This window comes from Ramlibacter paludis (assembly GCF_022012305.1).
Lineage (GTDB): Bacteria > Pseudomonadota > Gammaproteobacteria > Burkholderiales > Burkholderiaceae_C > Ramlibacter > Ramlibacter paludis.
In genome coordinates, this window is sequence record NZ_JAKLTM010000003.1 from 339064 (window position 1) to 361401 (window position 22338).

The window sequence follows — 22338 nt, forward strand, 5'->3', positions numbered from 1 at the left end:
TGGAGAAGGAACGATGAACAAGTTCGACACCCCGCTGCTGCCCACCTGGCTGGATGGCGGACTGCAAGGTGCCGTGCTGGTCGCGGCCACCACGCTGGTCCTGGCCTGCTGGCTGACCGGCGAGCCCCTGGACAAGACGGGCAAGCTGCGCGCCGCCGAAGCGGCCGAAGCCGCCGAGCGCACCCTGGCGAACAGCTTCACGCTGCCGCCGGTGCTGGTCGTCGCCCGCGCCGACGGCTTCCTGCCCGTGACCACCGCGCTGGCTTCGGCCAGCCGCACCGACTGTGCCGCCGGTTCGCCGGCTGCTAACCTGCACCAATGACGGAACCGCAAGCGAAAATCCGTGGCACCTCCCTGCTGAGCTGGTTGCGCCAGGCCAACGCCCAGGTGGCCGAGTGGGCGGCTTCGCTGTCCTGGTGGCGCCTCTCCCTGCTGTTCCTGCTGGTCATCATTGCCGGCAACCTGGTCGTCGAGACGCTCAACCTCAAGCACGACCGCATCGTGCGTTCGGCCAGCAACAAGGAACCGGTGGTCGTCACCATCGGCGGCCCGAACGGCATCACGGTCACCCAGCGCGGCCACCGCCGGACGGACACGGCGCCCGGGCCGAAGATCGGCGCCGACGGCAAGCCCGAAGCGGACAACGAGGACACCGGGCCGAATCCCAACCCGAACCCGAATCCGAATCCGAATCCGAATCCCAATGCGGACGACGACGAGGACACCGACATCGTCGCCCGCAAGATCTACACCTTCCGCGGTTTCCTCGGCGACCTCGGCACCACCGCGATGATCGTGCTGTTCGCCTATCTCGCCGCCGCGAAGATCGTGGTGCGGCGGGTCGCGCAGGCCGACGCCAAGGTGCGGTCGGCGCAGGACGTCGCCAGCCGCGAGGCCATGGAGCGCCAGCTGGTGCAGGCCCGCCTGCAGGTGCTGCAGGCGCAGGTGGAGCCGCATTTCCTGTTCAACACGCTGGCTGCCGTGGACTACCTGATCGAGACCGATCCGCCGCGCGCCAGCCAGATGCAGAAGAAGCTGATCACCTACCTGCGCGGCGCGTTGCCGCAGATGCGGCAGGAGTCGTCCACGCTGGGCCGCGAGCTGCGGCTGGTGCGCTCCTACCTGGACCTGATCAAGATGCGCATCGAGGAGCGGCTGGAGATCGCGGTGGAGGTGCCGTCCGAACTGGAGGCCGCCGACTTCCCGCCCATGATGCTGCAGTCGCTGGTGGAAAACGCCGTCAAGCACGGCATCGAGCCCAAACCGGAGGGCGGCAGGATCACGATCAGCGCCCGCCAGCAGCGCGGCATGCTGTGGGTGGAAGTGCGCGACACCGGCGTGGGCCTGATCGACCACGAGCAGCTGGTCGAACCGCGGCCGGGCACCGGCATCGGCCTGCAGAACATCCGCGAGCGCCTGGCGATGCTGTATCCGGGCAAGGGCCGCCTGACGCTGGTGAGCGACGAGGGCGAGAGCACCGCCGTCACCATCGGCGTGCCCTACAAGCCGGGCGCCGCCGCCGAGGAAGCCGGCAAGGCCGAGCCGCGGGAGCAGGCGGCGTGACGGCACCGCGGGCGGTGATCGCCGACGACGAGCGCCTGCTGCGCGAGCAGCTGCGCTCGCGCCTGGGCCAGGTCTGGCCGGAGCTGGAGATCGTCGGCGAGGCGCGCGACGGCCGCGAGGCGCTTGCGCTCGCCGAGGAGCTGCGTCCCGACGTGATCTTCCTGGACATCCGCATGCCGGGCATGACCGGCATCGAGGCTGCCAGCGAGATCCTCGCGCTGCCGGACTGGCAGGGCGAGATCGTCTTCGTGACGGCTTACGACGAATACGCGGTGGAGGCGTTCGAGCAGGGCGCCATCGACTACCTGCTGAAACCCGCCGAGGCGCAGCGGCTGGCGCAGACCGTGCAGCGCGTGAAGGCGCGGCTGGCGGCGCCGCCGGCCCCGGCGAGCGAGCCGGCGCTGGACGCGCTGCTGGAGAGGCTGGCGAAGCTGCAGCGCGGCATCGACACGCCGGCGTCGGTGCAGCCGCTGCGCTGGGTGCGCTGCACGGCCGGCTCGACCACGCGGATGTTCGACATCAACGACATCCTGTTCTTCCGCTCGGACGAGAAGTACACCCGCGTGCAGACCCGCACCCAGGAAGGCTTCATCCGCACGCCGATCCGCGAGCTGCTGCCGCAGCTGGACCCCAACCAGTTCTGCCAGGTGCATCGCTCCGCGGTCGTGAATCTCGCGGCGGTGGAGGCGGTGACGCGCGACGACGACGGCCGCCAGCGGGTGCACCTGCGCGACTTCCCCGAGGTGCTGGAGGTCAGCCGCAGCTTCGCGCATTTGTTCCGTTCGAGCTGATTGCGGGAAAGCCCGACGGGCCCGCGACTGAAAAGCCGCAAAAACTCGGCACAATCGCCGTCCATGCGATTCCTGTTCCTAGGGGCCCTGCTGCTTGCCGGGCCCGCCGCGTGGGGAGCCCACGGCTACGGCGTATGGGGGGACCTGAAGTACCCGCCCGATTTCAAGGCCTTTGCGTACGTCAACCCCGACGCCCCCAAGGGCGGCGAGCTGAAGATGGTGGCCGGCTCGCGCATCTCCACCTTCGACAAGTACAACCCGTACACGCTGCGGGGCAACGCGCCGTCCTTCGTCGCCGACCTGCTGTTCGAAAGCCTGCTCACGGGCGCGATGGACGAGGTCGGCGCCGGCTACGGCCTGCTGGCCGAGGACGTGACGGTGCCCCCCGACCTGCTGTCGGCCACCTTCCGCCTGCGGCCCGAGGCGCGCTTCCACAACGGCGACCCGGTCAAGGCGTCCGACGTGAAGTACAGCTACGAGACGCTGATCTCCAAGTACGCCACGCCCTCGTATGCGACCCTGCTGGCCGACGTCGCCGGCGCCGACGTGGTCGATGAACGCACGATCCGCTTCCGCTTCAAGAAGCCGGACCGCCAGCTGCCGCTCACGGTTGGCGGCCTGCCGGTCTTCTCCCCGAAGTGGGGCATGGAGAACGGCAAGACCAAGCAGTTCGACCAGATCGTGATGGAAACGCCCATCGCCACCGGCCCCTACAAGATCGGCCCGGTGCGCTTCGGCAAGGACGTGACCTTCGTGCGCGACCCCAACTACTGGGGCCGCAACCTGCCGGCGCGGCGGGGCATGAACAACTTCGACAAGATCACGATCAAGATCTACCGCGACAACACGGCGCAGCTGGAAGCGCTGAAGGCGGGCGAGTTCGACCTGATGCAGTTCTTCTCCGCCGGCGACTGGAGCCGGCGCCTCACCGGCAAGCGGATCGAGAGCGGCGAGCTGGTCAAGATGAACTTCCAGCACAAGCTGCCGGACGGCTTCTACAGCTACGTGCTGAACGTGCGGCTGCCGAAGTTCGCCGACCGCAGGGTGCGCATGGCGCTGGAGCTGGCGATGGATTACGAGTGGATGAACGTCCACCTGTTCCGCGGTGCCTACAAGCGCGTGAAAGGCGTGTTCGGCAACACCGAGTGCGAAGCCAACGGCATGCCGTCGCCCAAGGAACTCGCGCTGCTGGAGCCCTATCGCTCCAGCCTGCCGCCCGAGGCCTTCGGCACCATGGCGGTGCCTCCGCGCACCGATCCGCCCAATTCGCTGCGCGCCAACCTGCTGAAGGCGCGCGAGCTGCTGGCACAGGCCGGCTGGGTCTACAAGGACGGCGCCCTGCGCAACGCCCAGGGCGAAGCCTTCACCATCGAATTCCTGGACAGCACCGAGGCCCGTGGCGCCACCACCACCGCCGCCTGGCGGCGCGCCCTCGAACAACTGGGCATCGACTTCAAGCTGCGCGAGGTGGACTTCGCGCTCTGGCAGCAGCGCCTGGAGTCGAACAACTTCGAGATGCTCAGCATCTCCTTCCCGGGCACCCACTTTCCCGGCTCCGACTACGCCGACCTGTTCGGCAGCAAGGCCGCCGACGTGCCCGGCTCGGGCAACTACGGCGGCATCAAGAGTCCCGCGATCGACGGCCTGGTGGCGCGCCTGTCTCAGGTGGACAACCGGGAAGACTTCCAGGCCACCTGCCGCGCGCTGGACCGCGTGATCGCGCACGGCCACTACCTGCTGCCGGCCTGGACTTCCGCGAGCCGCCGCATCGCCTACAGCGACTGGAAGCTGCAACGCCCTGCCGTGGTGCCGGCCTATCCGCCGGAAGGCGTGCCCTACATGGACTGGTTCATGACGACCTGGTGGGCCCGCATGCCGCCGAAGACGAGCAAGTAAGACATGGCCGCCTACATCTTCAAGCGCATCCTCCTGATGCTTCCGACCCTGCTGGGCGTGCTGCTCATCACCTTCGTCGTCACGCAGTTCGTGCCGGGCGGGCCGGTGGAGCAGTACATGGCCGAAGCGCGCCGCGTGCAAGGCGGCGGCGACACCTCCGCCTACCGCGGCGGGCTGGGCGTGGACCCGAAACGCATCGAGCAGATCAAGGCGCTGTACGGCTTCGACAAGCCGCCCACCGAGCGCTTCTTCAAGATGCTGGGCCAGTACGCGCGCTTCGACCTGGGCAAGAGCTTCTTCCAGAACAAGCCGGTGGCGCAACTGATCCTGGAAAAGCTGCCGGTGTCGATCAGCCTGGGCCTGTGGACCTTCTTCATCAGCTACCTGATCGCCGTGCCCCTGGGGGTGGCGAAGGCGGTGCGGGCGGGTTCGCGCTTCGACTTCGTCACCACCGTCCTCGTGCTGATCGGCTACGCGATCCCGGGCTTCGTGCTCGGCGTCGTGCTGCTGGTGGTGTTCGGCGGCCAGCTGAACTGGTTCCCCCTGCGCGGCCTGACTTCCGTGAACTGGGACGAACTGAGCTGGGCCGGCAAGATCACCGACTACCTGTGGCACATCACCATGCCGGTCACGGCGATGGTGCTGGGCAGCTTTGCCGTCACCAGCATGCTGACCAAGAACTCCTTCCTCGAGGAGATCCGCAAGCAGTACGTGCTGACGGCCCGCGCCAAGGGACTGAGCGAGCGGCGCGTGCTGTGGAAGCACGTGTTCCGCAACGCCCTGATCCCCATCCTCACGGGCTTTCCCGCCGCCTTCATCGGCGCCTTCTTCACCGGCGCGCTGCTGATCGAGACGCTGTTCTCGCTCGACGGCCTGGGCCTCCTCAGCTACGAGAGCATCATCCGCCGCGACTATCCCGTCGTGCTCGGCTCGCTGTTCGTCTTCACGCTGATCGGCCTCGTCACCAAGCTGATTTCGGATCTGAGTTATGTCTGGGTCGACCCCCGTGTCAAGTTCGATTGAAGCCATCCCGGTCGGCCAGACCGAACCCCCCGTCGTCGTCAGCGTGTCGCAGAGCCCGGCGGCGCGCGCCTGGCGCCGCTTCCGCCGCAACCGCCTGGGCTTCACCAGCCTGGTGATCTTCTGCGTGCTGGTGGCCATGAGCCTGTTCGCGGAACTGCTCTCCAACGACAAGCCGATCGTGGTGCGCTACGACGGCCACTACTACTTCCCGATGGTGAAGGAGTATCCGGAGACCACTTTCGGCGGCGACTTCCCGTCGCCCGCCGACTACCTGAACCCGGACCTCAACCGGCGCATCACCTCGGGCGACAACTTCGCGCTCTACACGCTCAATCGCTACGGCTCCAGAACCATCTCGTACTACAACCCGGACCCGTTCCCGGCGCCGCCCTCGGCGATGAACTGGCTGGGCACCGACGAGCGCGGGCGCGACCTGCTCGCGCAGCTGCTTTACGGCTTCCGCCTCAACGTGCTGTTCGGGGTGTCGCTGATGGCCATCGGCGTCGTGCTGGGCGTGATCTCGGGCGCGATCCAGGGCTTCTTCGGCGGCCGCACCGACCTGGCCTTCCAGCGCTTCATCGAGATCTGGGAGTCGATGCCGGAGCTGTACCTGCTGATCATCTTCAGCGCCATCTTCACGCCCAGCGTGGGGCTGCTGCTGATCCTGCTGAGCCTGTTCGGCTGGACCGGCCTCTCGCAGTACGTGCGCGCCGAGTTCCTGCGCAACCGGCAGATGGAATACGTGAAGTCGGCCCGGGCGCTCGGCGTGGGCAACGGCCGCATCATGTGGCGCCACATCCTGCCGAACTCGATGACGCCGGTGGTGACCTTCCTGCCGTTCCGCATGAGCGCGGCCATCCTGGCGCTGACCTCGCTGGACTTCCTCGGCCTCGGCGTCCCGCCCGGAACGCCCTCGCTGGGCGAACTCCTGAGCCAGGGCAAGCAGAACCTGGACACCTGGTGGATCGCGATCTTCGCTTTCCTGGTGCTGGTGATGACGCTGCTGCTGCTGACCTTCATGGGCGACGCCTTGCGCGACGCCCTCGACCCGCGAAAGGCCGACCAGTGAGCAATCTCCTCGAGGTGAAGGACCTGCGGGTCGCCTTCGGCGGCAAGGAAGTCGTGCGCGGCATCGGCTTCCACCTGGCGCCCGGCGAGAAGCTGGCCCTGGTGGGCGAGTCGGGCTCGGGCAAGACCGTCAGCGCGCTCAGCCTGCTGGGCCTGGTGCAGAACGGCACGGTGACCGGTAGCGCGATGTTCGACGCCGGTGCCGAGCACGGCGGCCGGCGCGACCTGCTCAAGCTGCCCGAGCGCGAGCTGCGCGCGATCCGCGGGCGCGACATCGCGATGATCTTCCAGGAGCCGATGACGGCCTTGAACCCGCTGTACACGGTGGGCGACCAGATTGCCGAGGTGCTGCAGCTGAAGGACGGCCTGACCACGCGCGAAGCCTGGGATGGCGCCATCGCGGCCCTGCGCGACACCGGCATCCCCGAGCCGGAGCGGCGGGCGCAGGCCTTCCCGCACCAGCTCTCCGGCGGCCAGCGCCAGCGCGCCATGATCGCCATGGCGCTCGCCGCGCGGCCGCGCCTGCTGCTGGCCGACGAACCGACGACGGCGCTCGACGTGACGCTGCGCGGGCAGATCCTCGAGCTGCTGCACGACATCCAGCAGCGCAACGGCATGGCCATGCTGCTGATCACGCACGACCTGAACCTGGTGCGCAAGTTCGCCGACCGCGTGGCGGTGATGGAGAACGGCCACCTGGTGGAGCAGGGCGCGGTCGAAGAGATCTTCGCCAACCCGCAGCATCCGTACACCCGCAAGCTGATCCACAGCCGGCCCGAGCGCGACGTGGTCGAAGGCGCCGGCGCCGATGCAGCGCCCGTGATGCAGGCCAAGGACCTGCAGGTCGGCTACGCGACCAAGCTGCCGGGCTTCCGCGGCTGGTTCCGCAAGGGCGAGTTCCGCGCTGTCAAGGGCGCGGACTTCACGATGCGTCCCGGGCGCACCCTGGGAGTGGTCGGCGAGTCCGGCTCGGGCAAGTCCACCTTGGCCATGGCCGCCCTGGGCCTGATCCCGCACAAAGGCGACCTGGACGTCGTCGATCGCCGCTGGGGCCCGGACGCCGCCGGCAACAAGGCGATCCGCCGCCTGGTGCAGGTGGTGTTCCAGGACCCGTTCTCCTCGCTCTCGCCCCGCATGACGGTGGAGGAGATCGTGGGCGAGGGCCTGCTGGTGCACCACCCCGAGCTCAGCGTCGCCCAGCGGCGTGAGCGGGTCGTCCAGACCCTGCACGACGTCGGCCTGACCGAGCGGCAGTTCCCCGGCCTGCTGCAGCGCTATCCGCACGAGTTCTCCGGCGGCCAGCGGCAGCGCCTGGCGATCGCGCGCGCGCTGATCGTCGAGCCTTCGGTGCTGATCCTGGACGAACCGACCAGTGCGCTGGACGTCACCATCCAGCAGCAGGTGCTGAAGCTGCTGCAGAAGCTGCAGCGCGAAAAAGGGCTGAGCTACCTGCTGATCACCCACGACGTGGACGTGATCCGCGCCATGGCGCACGACGTGCTGGTGATGAAGGACGGCCAGGTGCTGGAATCCGGCTCCGTCGAGGAAGTGCTGGAACGCCCGCGCAACGCCTACACCCAGACCCTGGTGGCTGCTGCCGCCTGATCCGCATGGCGACCGTCATTCCCGAGCAGGAAGTGGAACTGACGGCCATGCGCGCCCAGGGCGCGGGCGGCCAGAACGTCAACAAGGTCTCCAGCGCCATCCACCTGCGCTTCGACATCCGGAAATCCTCCTTGCCCGAGGACCACAAGGAGCGCCTGCTGGCACTGGCCGACCAGCGCATCACGCGCGACGGCGTGCTGGTGATCAAGGCCCAGACGCACCGCAGCCAGGACATGAACCGGGCCGAGGCGCTGGGCCGGCTGCAGGAGCTGGTCGACAGCGTGGCTCAGCCGCCCAGGGTGCGGCGGCCGACAGGGCCGACCAAGGCTTCCCGGCAGCGGCGTCTTGAAAGCAAGAGCCTGCGCTCCCAAGTGAAGACGCTGCGTTCCAAGGTGCTGTGACCCTGCCGGCAATTGCCCCTGATCGCTTGCGAGTCAAGGCGTAAACCCTTACAATACTGTCTTCACGACCAAACGGGCGGGTAATCACCGCCCGTTTTTTTTGGCTTCCAGAAGCGAAACGCAACTAATTGGCACTGATCGACATCGTCACGACCACCGTGGCCGGCCTCGGCTACGAACTGGTGGAACTCGAACGTTCCGCCGGGGGCACTTTGCGCGTGACGATCGATTTCCCCTGGGAGCCCGCGAGCGAGGGCGGTGTGGAGCGCTTCGTGAACGTCGAGGATTGCGAGCGCGTCACCCGCCAGCTGCAGTACACGCTGGAAGTGGAAGAGGTCGAATACAAGCGCCTGGAAGTGTCATCGCCGGGCATCGACCGGCCGTTACGCAATGAGCGCGACTTCGAGCGCTACGTCGGCGAGGTGGTCGACCTCACGCTGAAGGCGCCGATGGGCGCGGCGGCGCAGGGCCAGGTGGCCGCCAACCGCCGCAAGTTCCGCGGCACGCTGGAACGCGCCGACACCGGCTGGCAGCTCACCTGGAGCGACGAGCCGGAACCCGCGCCCGGCGCGCGGGTCTCGAAAAAGAAGAAGGAGCCTGCCACGCTGCAGGTCCTGGGTTTCACGCTGGACGAGCTCAAGGAAGCACGGCTGGCACCGATTGTGGATTTCAAGGGGCGCAAGCGCGCCGGGGTTCAGGAGCAAGGGAAATGAATCGCGAACTGTTGATGCTGGTGGATGCCATCTCGCGCGAGAAGAACGTCGAGCGTGACGTGGTGTTCGGCGCCGTCGAGGCTGCCCTGGCCCAGGCCACCAAGAAGCTGTACCAGGGCGAGGTGGACATCCGCGTCGCGGTCGACCGCGACAGCGGCAACTACGAGACCTTCCGCCGCTGGCTGGTGGTGCCCGACACCGCGGGCCTGCAGAACCCCGACGCCGAAGAGCTGCTGATGGACGCCAAGGAACGCGTCGCCGACGTGGAAGAGGGCGAGTACATCGAGGAAGGCATCGAGTCGGTGCCGATCGGCCGCATCGGCGCCATGGCCGCCAAGCAGGTGATCCTGCAGAAGATCCGCGACGCCGAGCGCGAGATGCTGCTGAACGACTTCATGTCGCGCGGCGACAAGATCTTCGTGGGCACCGTCAAGCGCATGGACAAGGGCGACATCATCGTCGAGAGCGGCCGCGTCGAGGGGCGCCTGCGCCGCGGCGAGATGATCCCCAAGGAAAACCTGCGCAACGGCGACCGCGTCCGCGCCATGATCATGGAAGTGGACCTGACGCTGCGCGGCGCGCCCATCATCCTGTCGCGCGCGGCGCCCGAGTTCATGATCGAGCTGTTCCGCCAGGAAGTGCCCGAGATCGAGCAGGGCCTGCTGGAGATCAAGAGCTGCGCCCGCGACCCGGGTTCGCGCGCCAAGATCGCCGTGGTCTCGCACGACAAGCGCGTCGACCCGATCGGCACCTGCGTCGGCGTGCGCGGCTCGCGCGTCAACGCGGTCACCAACGAACTGGCCGGCGAGCGCGTCGACATCGTGCTGTGGTCGGAAGACCCGGCGCAGTTCGTGATCGGCGCGCTGGCCCCGGCCAACGTGTCCTCGATCGTGGTGGACGAAGAGAAGCACGCCATGGACGTGGTGGTCGACGAGGAAAACCTCGCCATCGCCATCGGCCGCGGCGGCCAGAACGTGCGCCTGGCGTCCGAGCTGACCGGCTGGAAGATCAACATCATGGATGCCAACGAGTCGGCGCAGAAGCAGGCCGAAGAGCAGTCCACGATCCGCTCGCTGTTCATGGAAAAGCTGGACGTCGACGAGGAAATCGCCGACATCCTGATCGTCGAGGGCTTCACCAGCCTGGAAGAAGTGGCTTACGTCCCCATCTCGGAGATGCTGGAGATCGAGTCCTTCGACGAGGACACGGTCAACGAGCTGCGCACGCGTGCCAAGGACGCCCTGCTGACGATGGAAATCGCCCGCGAGGAAAGCGTCGAGGAGGTCTCGCAGGACCTGCGCGACCTGGAAGGCCTGACGCCCCAGCTGATCGCCAAGCTGGCCGATGCCAACGTGCACACCCGCGACGAGCTGGCCGACCTGGCCGTCGACGAACTTACGGATATCACGGGCCAGTCCGCGGACGAGGCCAAGACCCTGATCATGAAGGCGCGCGAACATTGGTTCACCGGCGCCGCGGCAACGGCCGCGCATGAGTGATGGGAGGAACCGAGAACACATGTCCAGTACCACCGTCGCCGAGTTCGCAAGCGAACTCAAGAAATCCCCGGAGACGCTGCTCGAGCAGCTGAAGAGCGCCGGCGTGGCCAAGTCCGCCCCGACCGATGCCCTCTCCGACGCGGACAAGCAGAAGCTGCTGGGTTACCTCCAGGCCAGCCACGGCACCGCCACGCCCGAGCGCAAGAAGATCACCCTGGTGAAGAAGTCCACCAGCGAGATCAAGCAGGCCGATGCCACCGGCAAGGCCCGCACGATCCAGGTGGAAGTGCGCAAGAAGCGCACCTTCGTCAAGCGTGACGAAGGCTCGGACACGGCCGTCGTCGAGTCCGAAGGCCCCGCCGAGCCGCCGGCGCCGCCCGCCGCCGACCAGGCCGAACTGGCCAAGCGCGAGGAAGAAGCACGCCGCCAGGCCGAGCTGATCCGCCGCCAGGAAGAAGAGCTGGCCGCCAAGCGCAAGGAACGCGAAGAGCAGGAAGCACGCGAGCGCATCGCCGAGGCCGAGCGTGCCGCGGAAGAGCGCGCCCGTGCCTACGCCGAAGCCAAGGAAAACGCGCAGGCCGGTGCCAGCGCCGCCAAGGCCGCCGAAGCCGAAGCCGCCCAGGCCGTCGCCAAGGCGCAGGCCGAAGCACGCGACAAGGCCGCCACCGAGGCCCGCGAGAAGGCCGCCGCCGAATCGAAGGCCCGCGCCGACGAAGAGGCCGCCCGCGCCCGCGACCTGGGCGAGCGCCGCCGCAAGGCCGAGGCCGAAGCCGCCGCCATCCGTTCGATGATGAGCACCCCCAAGAAGGTGCTCGTCGCCAAGGCTCCCGAGAAGCCGGTCGCGAAGGCACCGGAACCCGGCAAGCCGGGCGTCAAGGGCACGCTGCACAAGCCGCCGGCGCAAGCGCCGCGCCCCGGTGCCGCGCCCGCCGCCGCTCCCGCCGGCCCCGGCGCCGGCAAGGAAGTGAAGTCGGCCAAGCTGTCCTCCAGCTGGGCCAACGATCCGGCGAAGAAGAAGGAAATCAAGACCCGCGGCGATGCGTCCGGCGGGGTCGGCCGCAACAACTGGCGCGGCGGCCCGCGTGGCGGCCGCAAGGACCACCGCGGCGACCGCGACGACCATTCGCAGGCCGCACCGGTCGAAGCGCGCGTGCTCGAAGTGCACGTGCCGGAAACCATCACGGTGGCCGAGCTCGCCCACAAGATGGCGATCAAGGCGTCCGAGGTCATCAAGTCGCTGATGAAGATGGGCCAGCTGGTCACCATCAACCAGTCGCTGGACCAGGACACGGCCATGATCGTGGTCGAGGAAATGGGCCACAAGGCCGTGACCGCGGCCCTGGACGATCCGGAAGCCTTCACCGAGGAAGATGTCGGCCAGCAGACGGCCGAATCGCTGCCGCGCGCGCCGGTCGTGACCGTCATGGGCCACGTCGACCACGGCAAGACCTCGCTGCTGGACTACATCCGCCGCGCCAAGGTGGCGGCGGGCGAAGCGGGCGGCATCACGCAGCACATCGGCGCCTACCACGTCGAAACGCCGCGCGGCATGATCTCCTTCCTGGACACCCCGGGCCACGAGGCGTTCACCGCCATGCGTGCGCGCGGCGCCCAGGCGACCGACATCGTCATCCTGGTGGTGGCGGCCGACGACGGCGTGATGCCGCAGACGAAGGAAGCCATCAAGCACGCGAAGGCGGCGGGCGTTCCCATCGTCGTGGCGATCAACAAGATCGACAAGCCCGATGCCAACACCGACCGCGTCAAGCAGGAACTGGTGGCCGAGGAAGTCGTGCCCGAAGAGTACGGCGGCGAGTCGCCGTTCGTGCCGGTGTCCGCCAAGACGGGCCAGGGCGTGGACGACCTGCTGGAGCAGGTGCTGCTGCAGGCCGAAGTGCTGGAACTGAAGGCGCCGGTCGAATCGATGGCCAAGGGCCTCGTGATCGAAGCGCAGCTGGACAAGGGCCGCGGCCCGGTCGCCACCGTGCTGGTGCAATCCGGCACGCTGAAGACCGGCGACGTGGTGCTGGCCGGCCAGACCTTCGGCCGCGTGCGCGCCATGCTGGACGAGAACGGCAAGACCATCAAGTCCGCGGGTCCCTCCATCCCGGTGGAGATCCAGGGCCTGACCGAAGTGCCGCAGGCGGGCGACGAGTTCATGGTGATGACCGACGAGCGCCGCGCGCGCGAAATCGCGACCTACCGCGCGGGCAAGTTCCGCAACACCAAGCTGGCCAAGCAGCAGGCCGCCAAGCTGGAGAACATGTTCTCCGACATGACGGCGGGCGCGGTCAAGACGGTGCCGATCATCATCAAGGCCGACGTGCAGGGTTCGCAGGAAGCGCTGGCGCAGTCGCTGCTGAAGCTCTCGACCGAAGAGGTCCGGGTGCAGATGGTCTATGCGGGCGTGGGCGGCATCAGCGAGTCCGACGTCAACCTGGCCATCGCCTCCAAGGCGCTGATCATCGGCTTCAACGTGCGGGCCGATTCGGGCGCGCGCAAGCTGGCCGAAGGCAACGGCATCGACATCCGCTACTACAACATCATCTACGACGCCGTGGATGAACTGAAGGCGGCGATGTCGGGCATGCTGGCCCCGGAAAAGCGCGAAGAGGTCATCGGCTCGGCCGAGATCCGCACCGTGTTCGTGGCGTCCAAGATCGGCACGGTCGCGGGTTGCATGGTCACCTCCGGCGTCGTCACCCGCAGCGCGCATTTCCGCCTGCTGCGCGACAACGTCGTGATCTACACCGGCGAGCTGGAGTCCCTGAAGCGCGTGAAGGACGACGTGCGCGAAGTCAAGGAAGGCTTCGAGTGCGGCATCAAGCTGAAGAACTACAACGACATCAAGGAAGGCGACCAGCTCGAATTCTTCGAAGTCAAGGAAATCGCCCGGACGCTGTAATCCCGTGAAACGCAAGGCAGCCACCCCCAACCGCGGCTTCAAGGTCGCCGACCAGATCCAGCGCGATCTGGCGGAGATCATCGCGCGCGAACTGAAGGACCCGCGGGTGGGGATGGTGACGATCAACGCCGTGGAAGTGACGCCGGATTACGCGCACGCCAAGGTGTTCTTCAGCCTGCTGGTGGGCGACCCGGAGGAAACGACGGCCGCCTTGAACCAGGCGGCCGGCTTCCTGCGCAACCACCTCTTCAAGCGCCTGCACATCCACACCGTGCCGACGCTCCATTTCCAGTTCGACCGCACCACCGAGCGTGCGGCCGACATGAACGCCCTGATCGCCAAGGCGGTCTCCTCCCGTTCCAAGGAGGAGTAGCCCGTGAACGCGCCACGCACCAGGGTGCAGCGGCGCCCTGTGCATGGGGTGTTGCTGCTCGACAAGCCGCTGGGTCTTTCCAGCAACGACGCACTGCAGAAGGCCAAGTGGCTGCTGCGGGCGGAAAAGGCCGGCCACACCGGCACCCTCGACCCGATGGCCACCGGCGTGCTGCCGCTGTGCTTCGGCGCGGCGACCAAGTTCAGCCAGCTGCACCTGGACGCCGACAAGACCTATGAAGCGGTGGCGCAACTCGGCGTGCGCACCGCGAGCGGGGATTCCGAAGGCGAAGTGATAGCGCGGCGCGACGTGCCCACGATCACGCCGGAGCGCCTGGCCGAAGTGCAGGCGCAATTCACCGGTCCGATCTCGCAAGTGCCCCCGATGACCAGCGCCCTGAAGAAGGACGGCAAGGCCTTGTACGAATACGCGCGGGCCGGCATCGAGGTGGAACGGGCCGCGCGCAACGTCACGATCTTCTCGCTGCAGCTGGCCCTGGTGGGCCCGGCGCTGCTGCGCATCGTCGCCAAGGTCAGCAAGGGGACCTACATCCGGACCCTGGGCGAAGACATCGGTGCGGCGCTCGGTTGCGGCGCGCACCTGGTTTCGCTGCGAAGAATTGCCACCGGGCCCTTCGGCGTGACGGAATGCGTCACGCTGGGGGAACTCGAGGCCCTGGCGGAGTCAGACCGTATGGCCCGGCTGTTGCCGGTGGAATCCCTGTTGCCCGGACACACCCGTGTCACGCTGGGCACGGAAGATGCAGGCCGCTTCCTGAGCGGGCTGCGCAGGCGCGGCGCCTGGGCGGATGCCGAACAAGCCGCAGTGTTCGGGGAGGCGCCGCCGGCGCTCCTGGGCACCGCCCACGTCAAGGCCGGGGAGCTCATCCCTTCCCGGCTCCTGAGCCCCCTAGAAATCCAGCAAATCCTCGGCGCGACCGAGCCAGAGAACGTATGACGCAAATCCGAAACATCGCCATCATCGCCCACGTCGACCACGGCAAGACCACCATGGTGGACCAGCTGCTGCGCCAGTCCGGCACCTTCGCCGACCACGAGAAGGTGGTCGACACGGTGATGGACAACAACGCCATCGAGCGCGAGCGCGGCATCACCATCCTGGCCAAGAACTGCGCCGTGTCCTGGAAGGGCACGCACATCAACATCGTCGACACCCCCGGCCACGCGGACTTCGGCGGCGAAGTCGAGCGCGCGCTGTCGATGGTCGACGGCGTGGTGCTGCTGATCGACGCCCAGGAAGGCCCGATGCCGCAGACGCGCTTCGTCACCAAGAAGGCGCTGGCCCTCGGCCTGCGTCCGATCCTGGTGGTGAACAAGGTCGACAAGCCGGGCGCCAACCCCGACAAGGTGATCAACGCCGCCTTCGACCTGTTCGACAAGCTCGGCGCCACCGACGAACAGCTGGACTTCCCGGTGGTCTACGCCTCGGGCATCAACGGCTGGTCCTCGATGACCGAAGGCGCGCCCGGCGAGCAGTGGGGCCCGGACATGTCGGCCCTGTTCGACACCATCCTGGCGCACGTGCCCCAGCACGAAGGCGACCCGGCCGCCCCGCTGCAGCTGCAGATTTCCGCGCTGGACTACTCCAGCTTCGTCGGCCGCATCGGCGTGGGCCGCGTCAACCAGGGCACGATCCGCCCGATGATGGACGTGCTGGTCATGGAAGGCCCGGACGGCAAGACGGTCAAGGGCAAGGTCAACCAGGTGCTGACCTTCGAAGGCCTGACCCGCGTGCAGGTCAAGGAAGCCGGCCCCGGCGACATCGTGCTGATCAACGGCATCGAGGAAATCGGCATCGGCGTGACCGTGACCGACCCGGCCAACCCGGCGCCGTTGCCGATGCTGAAGGTCGACGAGCCCACGCTGACCATGAACTTCTGCGTCAACACCAGCCCGCTGGCCGGCCGCGAAGGCAAGTTCGTCACCAGCCGCCAGATCTGGGACCGCCTGCAGAAGGAACTGCAGTCGAACGTCGCCCTGCGCGTCGCCGAGACCGACGAAGAAGGCGTGTTCGAGGTGATGGGCCGCGGCGAACTGCACCTGACCATCCTGGTGGAGAACATGCGCCGCGAAGGCTACGAACTCGCGGTGTCGAAGCCGCGCGTCGTCTTCAAGACCGTCAATGGCGAGCGCCACGAGCCGATCGAGCTGGTGACGGCCGACATCGAGGACCAGCACCAGGGCGGCGTGATGCAGGCGCTGGGCGAGCGCAAGGGCGAGCTGGTGAACATGGAGCCGGACGGCCGCGGCCGCGTGCGCCTCGAGTACCGCATCCCGGCCCGCGGCCTGATCGGTTTCACCAACGAGTTCCTGAACCTCACGCGCGGTTCCGGCCTGATCTCCAACATCTTCGACGGCTACGAGCCGTACAAGGGCGAGATCGCCAGCCGCAAGAACGGCGTGCTGATCTCGATGGACGACGGCGAGATCTTCACCTACGCGCTGGGCAAGCTGGACGACCGCGGCCGCATGTTCGTGAAGGCGAACGACCCGGTGTACGAAGGCATGATCGTCGGCGTGCACAACCGCGACAACGACCTGGTCGTCAACGCGACGCGCACCAAGCAGCTGACCAACTTCCGCGTCTCCGGCAAGGAAGACGCGATCAAGGTCACGCCCCCGATCGACCTCACGCTGGAATACGGCGTGGAGTTCATCGAGGACGACGAGCTGGTCGAGATCACGCCCAAGTCGATCCGGCTGCGCAAGCGTTACCTGAAGGAACACGAGCGCAAGCGGGCGCTGCGCGAAGCAGCTTAAACTGCGAGGCGGGCCTGGTGCCCGCCTTTTTTTTGCCCAGAACAAGAATGAAGCTGACCCACACCAAGGCGGTGTTCCTGATGATCGCGGTGACCCTCATGTGGTCCATCGCGGGCGTCATCACGCGCCACCTCGAACACGCGCGCAGCTTCGAGGTCACGTTCTGGCGCAGCTTCTTCACCGTGCTCTCGCTGCTGGTCATCCTGCCGTTCTTCCAGGGCAGGGCGGTGTTCGGCAAGATCCGCCACGGCGGCGCCGCGCTGTGGCTCTCGGGACTGTGCTGGAGCGTCATGTTCACCGCCTTCATGGTGGCGCTCACGATGACGAGCGTGGCCAACGTGCTGGTGACGATGGCGCTCGGCCCCTTCCTCACCGCGCTGATCGCGCGCTTGTTCATCGGCCACCGCATTCCGCTGCGCACCTGGGTCGCCATCGCGCTGGCCGGCGCCGGCATCGCCTGGATGTACGGCGAGCAGATCGAGGGCGGCAGCTTCGCCGGCACGCTGGTGGCGCTGTGCGTGCCGCTGGCCGGCGCGATCAATTGGACCGTCACCCAGCGCGCCCATGCGCAGGGCCAGGACGTCGACCTCGTGCCGGCGGTGCTGGTCGGCGCGGTGATCTCCTCGCTGCTGACGCTGCCGCTGGCCATGCCCTTGCGCGCGTCCGCGCACGACATCGGGCTGCTGGCCTTGCTGGGCCTGGTGCAGCTGGCGATTCCTTGCGCGCTGGCCGTGGTCTGCGCGCGCGTGCTGAAGGCGCCGGAGATCGCGCTGCTGGCCTTGCTGGAGATCATCTTCGGCATCGTCCTGGCCTGGCTGGGCGCCGACGAAATTCCGAGCCAGACCGTGCTGGCGGGCGGCGCGCTCGTCATCGGCGCGCTGGTGATCAACGAACTGGTGGGATGGAAGCAGCGGACATGAGTGAAGTCGTCTGTGAGGTGCGCGGCAGCGCGGGGCTGGTCACGCTGAACCGGCCGAAGGCGCTGAACGCGCTGTCGCTGGACATGATCCGCGCGCTCACGGCGGCGCTGCTGCAGTGGCGCGACGACCCGCGCGTCGAGCGCGTCGCGGTGCGGGGCACGGGCCGAGAAGGCCCGTTCGGCGCCTTCTGCGCAGGCGGCGACATCCGCTTCTTCCACCAGGCCGTGCTGGCCGGCGATCCGCGGCTGGAAGACTTCTTCACCGAGGAATACACGCTCAACCACCTGATCCACGCCTATCCCAAGCCCTACGTGGTCTTCCTCGACGGCATCGTGATGGGGGGCGGCATGGGCATCTCGGCCCACGGCGGCGACCGCAGCCTGCGGCTGGTAACCGAGCGCACGAAGATGGCGATGCCGGAGACGAACATCGGCCTGTTCCCGGATGTGGGGGGCGGCTGGTTCCTGGCCCGCTGCCCGGGCCGCATCGGCGAGTACCTTGCGCTCACGGGCAACCTGATCAACGGCGCCGACGCGTTGTCCGCGGGCCTGGCCGACGCGATGGTGACCGCGAGCGAGCTGCCCGCCCTGTGGGACAGCCTGACGGACGGGGAGACCTTCGACCGCATGCGCGAGCGGCTGCACGCGGCAGCGGCATCGCCTGCCGTCAGCGAACTGGCGGCGCGGCGTCCCGACATCGACCGCCTGTTCGGCGCGCCCACGGTCGCCGCGATCGTGGCCGGCCTCGAAGCCGATGGCACGCCGTGGGCGACGCAGACGGCGGAGCTGCTGCGCAAGCGTTCGCCGCTGATGCTGCACGTGACGCTGGAGCATGTCCGCCGCGCGCGCCACATGACGCTGGCCAACGACCTGCGCATGGAGCGCGACATGGTGCGGCATTGCTTCCACCTGCGGCCCGGCGCCGCCGGCGAGACTTTCGAAGGCATCCGCGCGCTGGCCGTCGACAAGGACCACGCGCCGATGTGGAATCCGGCGCGCATCGAGGAGGTCACGCCGGAGCTGGTGCAGGCCTTCTTCGCCAGTCCGTGGCCGGCGCATGCGCACCCCTTGCGCGGCCTGCAATGAGCCTCAGAGCTGCTTGAACACCGCCTCGGCCAGCACCAGCAACCGGGCCCGCTGCGACTTGCCGGTCAGCGCGTAGCCGAAGCCCTGGTCGACCCAGTAGAAGCTCGCCACGTTGCCTTCGTTGGTGTAGCGGAACGCGGTCTCCGAGGCCTGCGCTTTCGCATCGACCGCGCCGACGTAGAGCGTGATCCGCTCGCCGGCGCCGCTCTGGAACATGAACTGCGCGCGCGGCCCGTCGCCGCCGGGCAGCAGGCGGCCGCCGACCAGTTCGTAGCCTTGCTCGGTGAGGTTGGGCACCTTCAGCGGCCGGTTCAGGCGCTTGGACAGCCACTGCACCAGGTGCTGCTGCTGCGCCGCCTCCACTTCGACCGGATGCCGCACTTCGGGACTGAACACCGTGTACGCCACCTGGGCCTGGCGCGCGAAGTCCAGGACGCCGCGCGAGCGCGCGACGCCGAAGCCGCTTTCCTCCCAGGCACGCCATTGCAGGCTGCCGCCCCAGCCGAGGCCGAAGGCCAGCAGCAGCGCAGCGGCCATGCCGCCCCAGCGTTGCCACTGGCCGAAGCGGTTGCTGCGATGGTGCAGCCGTTGCGCGGCCTGCAGCAGCGACGGCGGCACCGGCTCGTCCAGCAGCTCGCGGTGCAGCGCCTTCATGCCGGCGATCTGCTCCTGCCAGGCCCGCACCGTGCGCGCGGCTTCCGGATCGGAATCCAGCCGCGACTGCAGCACCGCGCGCGCGGCCGGGGCGAGGCGCCCGTCGACGTACGCGTGCAGCGTGGCTTCGTCCTGCAGCGGATCCGCGTCTTCTCTCATGGCCCTTCCCGTGTCATTTCAATCGGCGCAGCGGCACGGCGCCCGGCGTGGCGCCGCGCGGTCCTTCCATCAGCTCGCGCAGGCGGCTGCGCGCGCGCGACAGGCGCGACATGACGGTGCCCACCGGCACGCCGGTGATGCGCGCCACGTCCTCGTAGCCCAGGTCCTGCAGGCTCACCAGCAGCAGCACCTCGCGCTGGTCGTCCGGCAAGCGCAGCAGGCAGCGTTGCAGGTCCAGGGCGTTCTCGATGCCGCTGGCCGGCGCCACGAGTTCGCCGGCCGCCTCCTCGACGTCCACCCGCTGGCCCGCCTGCCGTCCCGCGCGGCGCGCGCCGTCGACGAACAGGTTGTGCATCAGCGTGAACAGCCAGGCCCGCAGGTCGCTTCCCGCGGCCCAGAGCTGCCAGCGCGCGCAAGCGCGCTCCAGCGTGTCCTGCACCAGGTCGTCGGCCGCCCAGGCGTCGCCGGTCAATGCACGCGCATAGCGCCGCAGGTCGGGGATGTGCCCGACCAGGTGGCTGGAGGCGTGCTTGGCCATCCGCGCAGGCTAGCCGATCTCAGGGACGCGCGAGGCGCCAGGCGTTGTTGAAGCCGTCGCCGGTGCGGTCGCCCGCCTTGGCGTCCTTGGACCAGTAGTACACCGGCTTGCCCCGGAAGGCCCACTGGCGGGTGCCGTCGTCGCGCGTGACGATGGTCCATTCGCCCGAGGCGGCGTCGCTCGCGCTCGCCATGAGCGGCGGCCAGTTGGTGGCGCAAGGACCGTTGCAGACCGACTTGCCCGAGCCCATGGCGTCGCGGTCGAAGGTGTAGAGCGTCATCCCGTTCGGGCCGACGTACACGCCGTCGGCGACGGTGGCCGGCGCTTTCTGCATCATCATGTGGCCGCAGGCGCTCAGCAGCAGGGCCAGGGCGAGGGCGAGGGGAGCCAGTTTCTTCATCGCGTTCTCCAGGTGGTGCGGCAAAAGCGTCCGCTACCTGCATGAACGCCGGCGGGGGACGGTTTATTCCCCCGCTCGCGGATTTATTTGTGCCGCTCCTTCATGGCACGTTCCACCTCGCGCTTGCCTTCGCGGTCCTTGATGGTGGAACGCTTGTCGTGCTCGGCCTTGCCCTTGGCCAGCGCGATCTCCGCCTTCACGCGGCCGCCCTTCCAATAGAGCTGGATGGCGACCAGGGTGTAGCCCTTCTGCTCCACCTTGCCGACGAGACGCTTGATCTCGTCCTTCTTCATCAGCAGCTTCTTGGTGCGGATGGAGTCGGGCCGCACGTGGGTGGACGCCGTCTTCAGGGCGTCGATGCGGCAGCCGATCAGGAACAGTTCGCCGTCGCGGATGACGACGTAGCCGTCGGTGAGCTGGACCTTCCCCTCGCGCAGGGCCTTGACCTCCCAGCCTTCCAGCACCAGGCCGGCCTCGTACCGCTCCTCGAAGAAGTAGTTGTAGGCGGCCTTCTTGTTGTCGGCGATCCGGCTCGGGGTTTCTTTGTTCTTTTGCGACATGGGCTGACAGGTGGGGCCGGGCCGCTCTCTCTACAATGCCGCCGGGTCTCGCATTCTCCTATGAAAAACGTCCACAAGTCCGTCCTCATCTGGTACAGCCCGGAGGAGATGTTCGCGCTGGTGACGGACGTGGCGAAGTATCCCGAGTTCCTGCCCTGGTGCGACCACGCCTCGGTGCTGGCCCTGGAGCCGGACGGCATGAAGGCGGAAGTCGGCATCGCGTTCGCGGGCATCCACCAGACCTTCACCACGCGCAACACGCACGTGGCCGGGCGCGAGGTGCGCATGAAGCTGGTCGACGGGCCGTTCTCCAACCTCGATGGCGTCTGGAAGTTCCTGCCGATCGGGCAGGGCGGCCAGCGCGCCTGCAAGGTCACGCTGGAGCTGCACTACGCCTTCAAGAGCACGGCGCTGGCCACCGTGGTGGGCCCGGTGTTCGACAAGATCGCCGGCAACCTGGTGGACGCCTTCGTCAAGCGCGCCGAGCAGGTGTACGGCGGATGATCGCCGTCACGGTGGCGTGGTCGCCGGGACCGCGCGAAGTGCGGGAGCGCGCCTTGCAGCTGCCCGAGGGTGCAACCGTCCGCGATGCCCTGCGGGCCGCCTGTCCCGACCTGGACCTGGAGCACTGCGAACTGGGGGTGTGGGGCCGGCGCTGCGAGGCGCAGCAGCCCTTGCGCGAGAACGACCGGGTGGAGGTGTACCGGCCGCTGCGCGTCGACCCGAAGGTCGCGCGGCGGGAGCGCTTTCGCAAGCAGGGTGCGCGGGCGACGGGCCTGTTCGCGGGGAAACGGCCCGGCAAGAAGGCCGGGTACTAGGAGCGCAGGGGCTTTATCGCGGTCCGCAATCGCGGGCGATCAATGCTTCCAGGCGGCGGGTTTCGGCTTCGCGCTGCTTGTCGTCCAGCACTTCCTGCTCGCCCTTCTCGTTGGTGCGCACCACGCGCACGCCGGAGTCGAAGGCCGCCTTGGAGTTGCGCGCACGGGTGCAGTTCTCGGTGCGGGCCTGCGCGAACTTCTCGTCCTGTTCCTTCTTCTTGGCGGCTTCCGCCGCTTCGGCCTGCTTCTTCTTCGCTTCGAGGGCCTTGTCGGTGCCCGCACCCTTGGCGGCGGAGCCGGCCGCGACCGGGGCGGCGGCGGCCTGGGCTTCGGCCGGGGCCGCGGGAGCAGCGGCGGGCCTCATCCCCGGCTGGCGCAGGATGCGGTCCGGCGTGACATCCGGCGGCGGCACCTGGTCGCTGAACACCTTGCGGCCGGACTTGTCGAGATAGATCCACTGGGCCGAGGCAAGCAGGGGCACGGTGCAGGCGAGGGCCAGGACGGCAAGGCGTAGCGCTTTCATGCGCGAAGTTTAGCGCCCTGTCCAGCAGGCGCATGCAGCCATTTCCCGCCCGTGGCGCGATAGC

23 protein-coding genes are annotated in these 22338 nt (G+C 68.1%); 18 read left to right on the forward strand and 5 right to left on the reverse strand.

Annotated features, from left to right (window positions below):
- The first annotated feature begins 13 nt into the window (after positions 1-13).
- The 16 genes from LZ009_RS12075 to LZ009_RS12150 all read left to right on the forward strand — a co-directional run bounded on the left by LZ009_RS12075 (position 14) and on the right by LZ009_RS12150 (position 18622).
- A complete protein-coding gene (locus tag LZ009_RS12075) occupies positions 14-322 on the forward strand; it encodes a hypothetical protein (protein ID WP_275698176.1) in 309 nt (102 codons plus the stop codon).
- Positions 319-1563, forward strand: a complete 1245-nt coding sequence (locus tag LZ009_RS12080; RefSeq protein ID WP_275698177.1) for a sensor histidine kinase — start codon at positions 319-321, stop codon at positions 1561-1563. Before LZ009_RS12075 ends, LZ009_RS12080 begins: the two co-directional genes overlap by 4 nt.
- A complete protein-coding gene (locus LZ009_RS12085; RefSeq protein ID WP_275698178.1) occupies positions 1560-2354 on the forward strand; it encodes a LytR/AlgR family response regulator transcription factor in 795 nt (264 codons plus the stop codon). Before LZ009_RS12080 ends, LZ009_RS12085 begins: the two co-directional genes overlap by 4 nt.
- Before the next feature lie 63 nt (positions 2355-2417).
- Positions 2418-4250: an extracellular solute-binding protein gene (locus LZ009_RS12090; protein WP_275698179.1), complete on the forward strand. Its 1833-nt coding sequence runs from the start codon at positions 2418-2420 to the stop codon at positions 4248-4250.
- A 3-nt stretch (positions 4251-4253) separates the two neighbouring features.
- The gene (locus LZ009_RS12095) at positions 4254-5273 is read left to right on the forward strand and encodes a microcin C ABC transporter permease YejB (RefSeq protein ID WP_275698180.1); all 1020 of its coding nucleotides are present in this window, start codon (positions 4254-4256) and stop codon (positions 5271-5273) included.
- A complete protein-coding gene (locus LZ009_RS12100) occupies positions 5239-6342 on the forward strand; it encodes an ABC transporter permease (protein WP_275698181.1) in 1104 nt (367 codons plus the stop codon). Before LZ009_RS12095 ends, LZ009_RS12100 begins: the two co-directional genes overlap by 35 nt.
- The gene (locus LZ009_RS12105) at positions 6339-7946 is read left to right on the forward strand and encodes an ABC transporter ATP-binding protein (protein WP_275698182.1); all 1608 of its coding nucleotides are present in this window, start codon (positions 6339-6341) and stop codon (positions 7944-7946) included. Before LZ009_RS12100 ends, LZ009_RS12105 begins: the two co-directional genes overlap by 4 nt.
- A gap of 5 nt (positions 7947-7951) precedes the next feature.
- On the forward strand, positions 7952-8347 hold the full coding sequence (arfB, locus tag LZ009_RS12110) for an alternative ribosome rescue aminoacyl-tRNA hydrolase ArfB (RefSeq protein WP_275698183.1): 396 nt from the start codon (positions 7952-7954) through the stop codon (positions 8345-8347).
- 128 nt (positions 8348-8475) lie between these two features.
- Entirely contained in the window at positions 8476-9060 is a 585-nt protein-coding gene (gene rimP / locus LZ009_RS12115; protein WP_275698184.1) for a ribosome maturation factor RimP, read from the forward strand.
- The gene (nusA, locus tag LZ009_RS12120; protein ID WP_275698185.1) at positions 9057-10559 is read left to right on the forward strand and encodes a transcription termination factor NusA; all 1503 of its coding nucleotides are present in this window, start codon (positions 9057-9059) and stop codon (positions 10557-10559) included. The genes rimP and nusA overlap by 4 nt, the downstream gene beginning before the upstream one ends.
- 19 nt (positions 10560-10578) lie before the next feature.
- Positions 10579-13464: a translation initiation factor IF-2 gene (gene infB / locus LZ009_RS12125; RefSeq protein ID WP_275698186.1), complete on the forward strand. Its 2886-nt coding sequence runs from the start codon at positions 10579-10581 to the stop codon at positions 13462-13464.
- A 4-nt stretch (positions 13465-13468) separates the two neighbouring features.
- Entirely contained in the window at positions 13469-13837 is a 369-nt protein-coding gene (rbfA, locus tag LZ009_RS12130; protein ID WP_275698187.1) for a 30S ribosome-binding factor RbfA, read from the forward strand.
- 3 nt (positions 13838-13840) lie between these two features.
- Complete coding sequence (truB, locus tag LZ009_RS12135) at positions 13841-14794, forward strand: tRNA pseudouridine(55) synthase TruB (RefSeq protein WP_275698188.1); 954 nt, start codon at positions 13841-13843, stop codon at positions 14792-14794.
- A complete protein-coding gene (gene typA, locus LZ009_RS12140) occupies positions 14791-16617 on the forward strand; it encodes a translational GTPase TypA (RefSeq protein ID WP_275698189.1) in 1827 nt (608 codons plus the stop codon). The genes truB and typA overlap by 4 nt, the downstream gene beginning before the upstream one ends.
- Positions 16618-16664: 47 nt before the next feature.
- Positions 16665-17537 carry a DMT family transporter gene (locus LZ009_RS12145; RefSeq protein WP_275698190.1) on the forward strand — a complete coding sequence of 291 codons (873 nt, stop codon included), beginning with the start codon at positions 16665-16667 and terminating at the stop codon, positions 17535-17537.
- A complete protein-coding gene (locus LZ009_RS12150) occupies positions 17534-18622 on the forward strand; it encodes an enoyl-CoA hydratase/isomerase family protein (protein WP_275698191.1) in 1089 nt (362 codons plus the stop codon). Before LZ009_RS12145 ends, LZ009_RS12150 begins: the two co-directional genes overlap by 4 nt.
- 3 nt (positions 18623-18625) lie before the next feature.
- On the opposite strand, the gene LZ009_RS12155 is transcribed toward LZ009_RS12150, so the two are convergent.
- The 4 genes from LZ009_RS12155 to smpB form a co-directional block, all read right to left on the reverse strand.
- A complete protein-coding gene (locus LZ009_RS12155; protein WP_275698192.1) occupies positions 18626-19435 on the reverse strand; it encodes an anti-sigma factor family protein in 810 nt (269 codons plus the stop codon).
- Positions 19436-19448: 13 nt separating this feature from the next.
- Positions 19449-19973: an RNA polymerase sigma factor gene (locus LZ009_RS12160; RefSeq protein WP_275698193.1), complete on the reverse strand. Its 525-nt coding sequence runs from the start codon at positions 19971-19973 to the stop codon at positions 19449-19451.
- 19 nt (positions 19974-19992) lie between these two features.
- Positions 19993-20373: a COG4315 family predicted lipoprotein gene (locus LZ009_RS12165; protein WP_275698194.1), complete on the reverse strand. Its 381-nt coding sequence runs from the start codon at positions 20371-20373 to the stop codon at positions 19993-19995.
- Between the two features lie 83 nt (positions 20374-20456).
- On the reverse strand, positions 20457-20933 hold the full coding sequence (smpB, locus tag LZ009_RS12170; RefSeq protein ID WP_275698195.1) for an SsrA-binding protein SmpB: 477 nt from the start codon (positions 20931-20933) through the stop codon (positions 20457-20459).
- Between the two features lie 60 nt (positions 20934-20993).
- Between smpB and LZ009_RS12175 the strand changes: the two genes are divergently transcribed.
- Together LZ009_RS12175 and LZ009_RS12180 are read left to right on the forward strand one after the other, a co-directional pair.
- Positions 20994-21437 carry a type II toxin-antitoxin system RatA family toxin gene (locus tag LZ009_RS12175; RefSeq protein ID WP_275698196.1) on the forward strand — a complete coding sequence of 148 codons (444 nt, stop codon included), beginning with the start codon at positions 20994-20996 and terminating at the stop codon, positions 21435-21437.
- Complete coding sequence (locus LZ009_RS12180; protein WP_275698197.1) at positions 21434-21751, forward strand: RnfH family protein; 318 nt, start codon at positions 21434-21436, stop codon at positions 21749-21751. Before LZ009_RS12175 ends, LZ009_RS12180 begins: the two co-directional genes overlap by 4 nt.
- Before the next feature lie 13 nt (positions 21752-21764).
- Here LZ009_RS12180 and LZ009_RS12185 read toward each other — a convergent pair whose 3' ends face one another.
- Complete coding sequence (locus tag LZ009_RS12185; RefSeq protein WP_275698198.1) at positions 21765-22274, reverse strand: DUF4124 domain-containing protein; 510 nt, start codon at positions 22272-22274, stop codon at positions 21765-21767.
- Positions 22275-22338: the final 64 nt, after the last annotated feature.

What these genes read in the sequence shown, in the direction of transcription:
- LZ009_RS12075 (WP_275698176.1), top strand. Translation starts at nt 14, where the DNA reads ATGAACAAGTTCGACACCCCGCTGCTGCCCACCTGGCTGGATGGCGGA.
- LZ009_RS12080 (WP_275698177.1), top strand. Translation starts at nt 319, where the DNA reads ATGACGGAACCGCAAGCGAAAATCCGTGGCACCTCCCTGCTGAGCTGG.
- LZ009_RS12090 (WP_275698179.1), top strand. Translation starts at nt 2,418, where the DNA reads ATGCGATTCCTGTTCCTAGGGGCCCTGCTGCTTGCCGGGCCCGCCGCG.
- LZ009_RS12095 (WP_275698180.1), top strand. Translation starts at nt 4,254, where the DNA reads ATGGCCGCCTACATCTTCAAGCGCATCCTCCTGATGCTTCCGACCCTG.
- LZ009_RS12100 (WP_275698181.1), top strand. Translation starts at nt 5,239, where the DNA reads ATGTCTGGGTCGACCCCCGTGTCAAGTTCGATTGAAGCCATCCCGGTC.
- arfB (WP_275698183.1), top strand. Translation starts at nt 7,952, where the DNA reads ATGGCGACCGTCATTCCCGAGCAGGAAGTGGAACTGACGGCCATGCGC.
- nusA (WP_275698185.1), top strand. Translation starts at nt 9,057, where the DNA reads ATGAATCGCGAACTGTTGATGCTGGTGGATGCCATCTCGCGCGAGAAG.
- infB (WP_275698186.1), top strand. Translation starts at nt 10,579, where the DNA reads ATGTCCAGTACCACCGTCGCCGAGTTCGCAAGCGAACTCAAGAAATCC.
- typA (WP_275698189.1), top strand. Translation starts at nt 14,791, where the DNA reads ATGACGCAAATCCGAAACATCGCCATCATCGCCCACGTCGACCACGGC.
- LZ009_RS12145 (WP_275698190.1), top strand. Translation starts at nt 16,665, where the DNA reads ATGAAGCTGACCCACACCAAGGCGGTGTTCCTGATGATCGCGGTGACC.
- LZ009_RS12150 (WP_275698191.1), top strand. Translation starts at nt 17,534, where the DNA reads ATGAGTGAAGTCGTCTGTGAGGTGCGCGGCAGCGCGGGGCTGGTCACG.
- LZ009_RS12155 (WP_275698192.1), bottom strand. Translation starts at nt 19,435, where the DNA reads ATGAGAGAAGACGCGGATCCGCTGCAGGACGAAGCCACGCTGCACGCG.
- LZ009_RS12160 (WP_275698193.1), bottom strand. Translation starts at nt 19,973, where the DNA reads ATGGCCAAGCACGCCTCCAGCCACCTGGTCGGGCACATCCCCGACCTG.
- LZ009_RS12165 (WP_275698194.1), bottom strand. Translation starts at nt 20,373, where the DNA reads ATGAAGAAACTGGCTCCCCTCGCCCTCGCCCTGGCCCTGCTGCTGAGC.
- smpB (WP_275698195.1), bottom strand. Translation starts at nt 20,933, where the DNA reads ATGTCGCAAAAGAACAAAGAAACCCCGAGCCGGATCGCCGACAACAAG.
- LZ009_RS12175 (WP_275698196.1), top strand. Translation starts at nt 20,994, where the DNA reads ATGAAAAACGTCCACAAGTCCGTCCTCATCTGGTACAGCCCGGAGGAG.
- LZ009_RS12180 (WP_275698197.1), top strand. Translation starts at nt 21,434, where the DNA reads ATGATCGCCGTCACGGTGGCGTGGTCGCCGGGACCGCGCGAAGTGCGG.
- LZ009_RS12185 (WP_275698198.1), bottom strand. Translation starts at nt 22,274, where the DNA reads ATGAAAGCGCTACGCCTTGCCGTCCTGGCCCTCGCCTGCACCGTGCCC.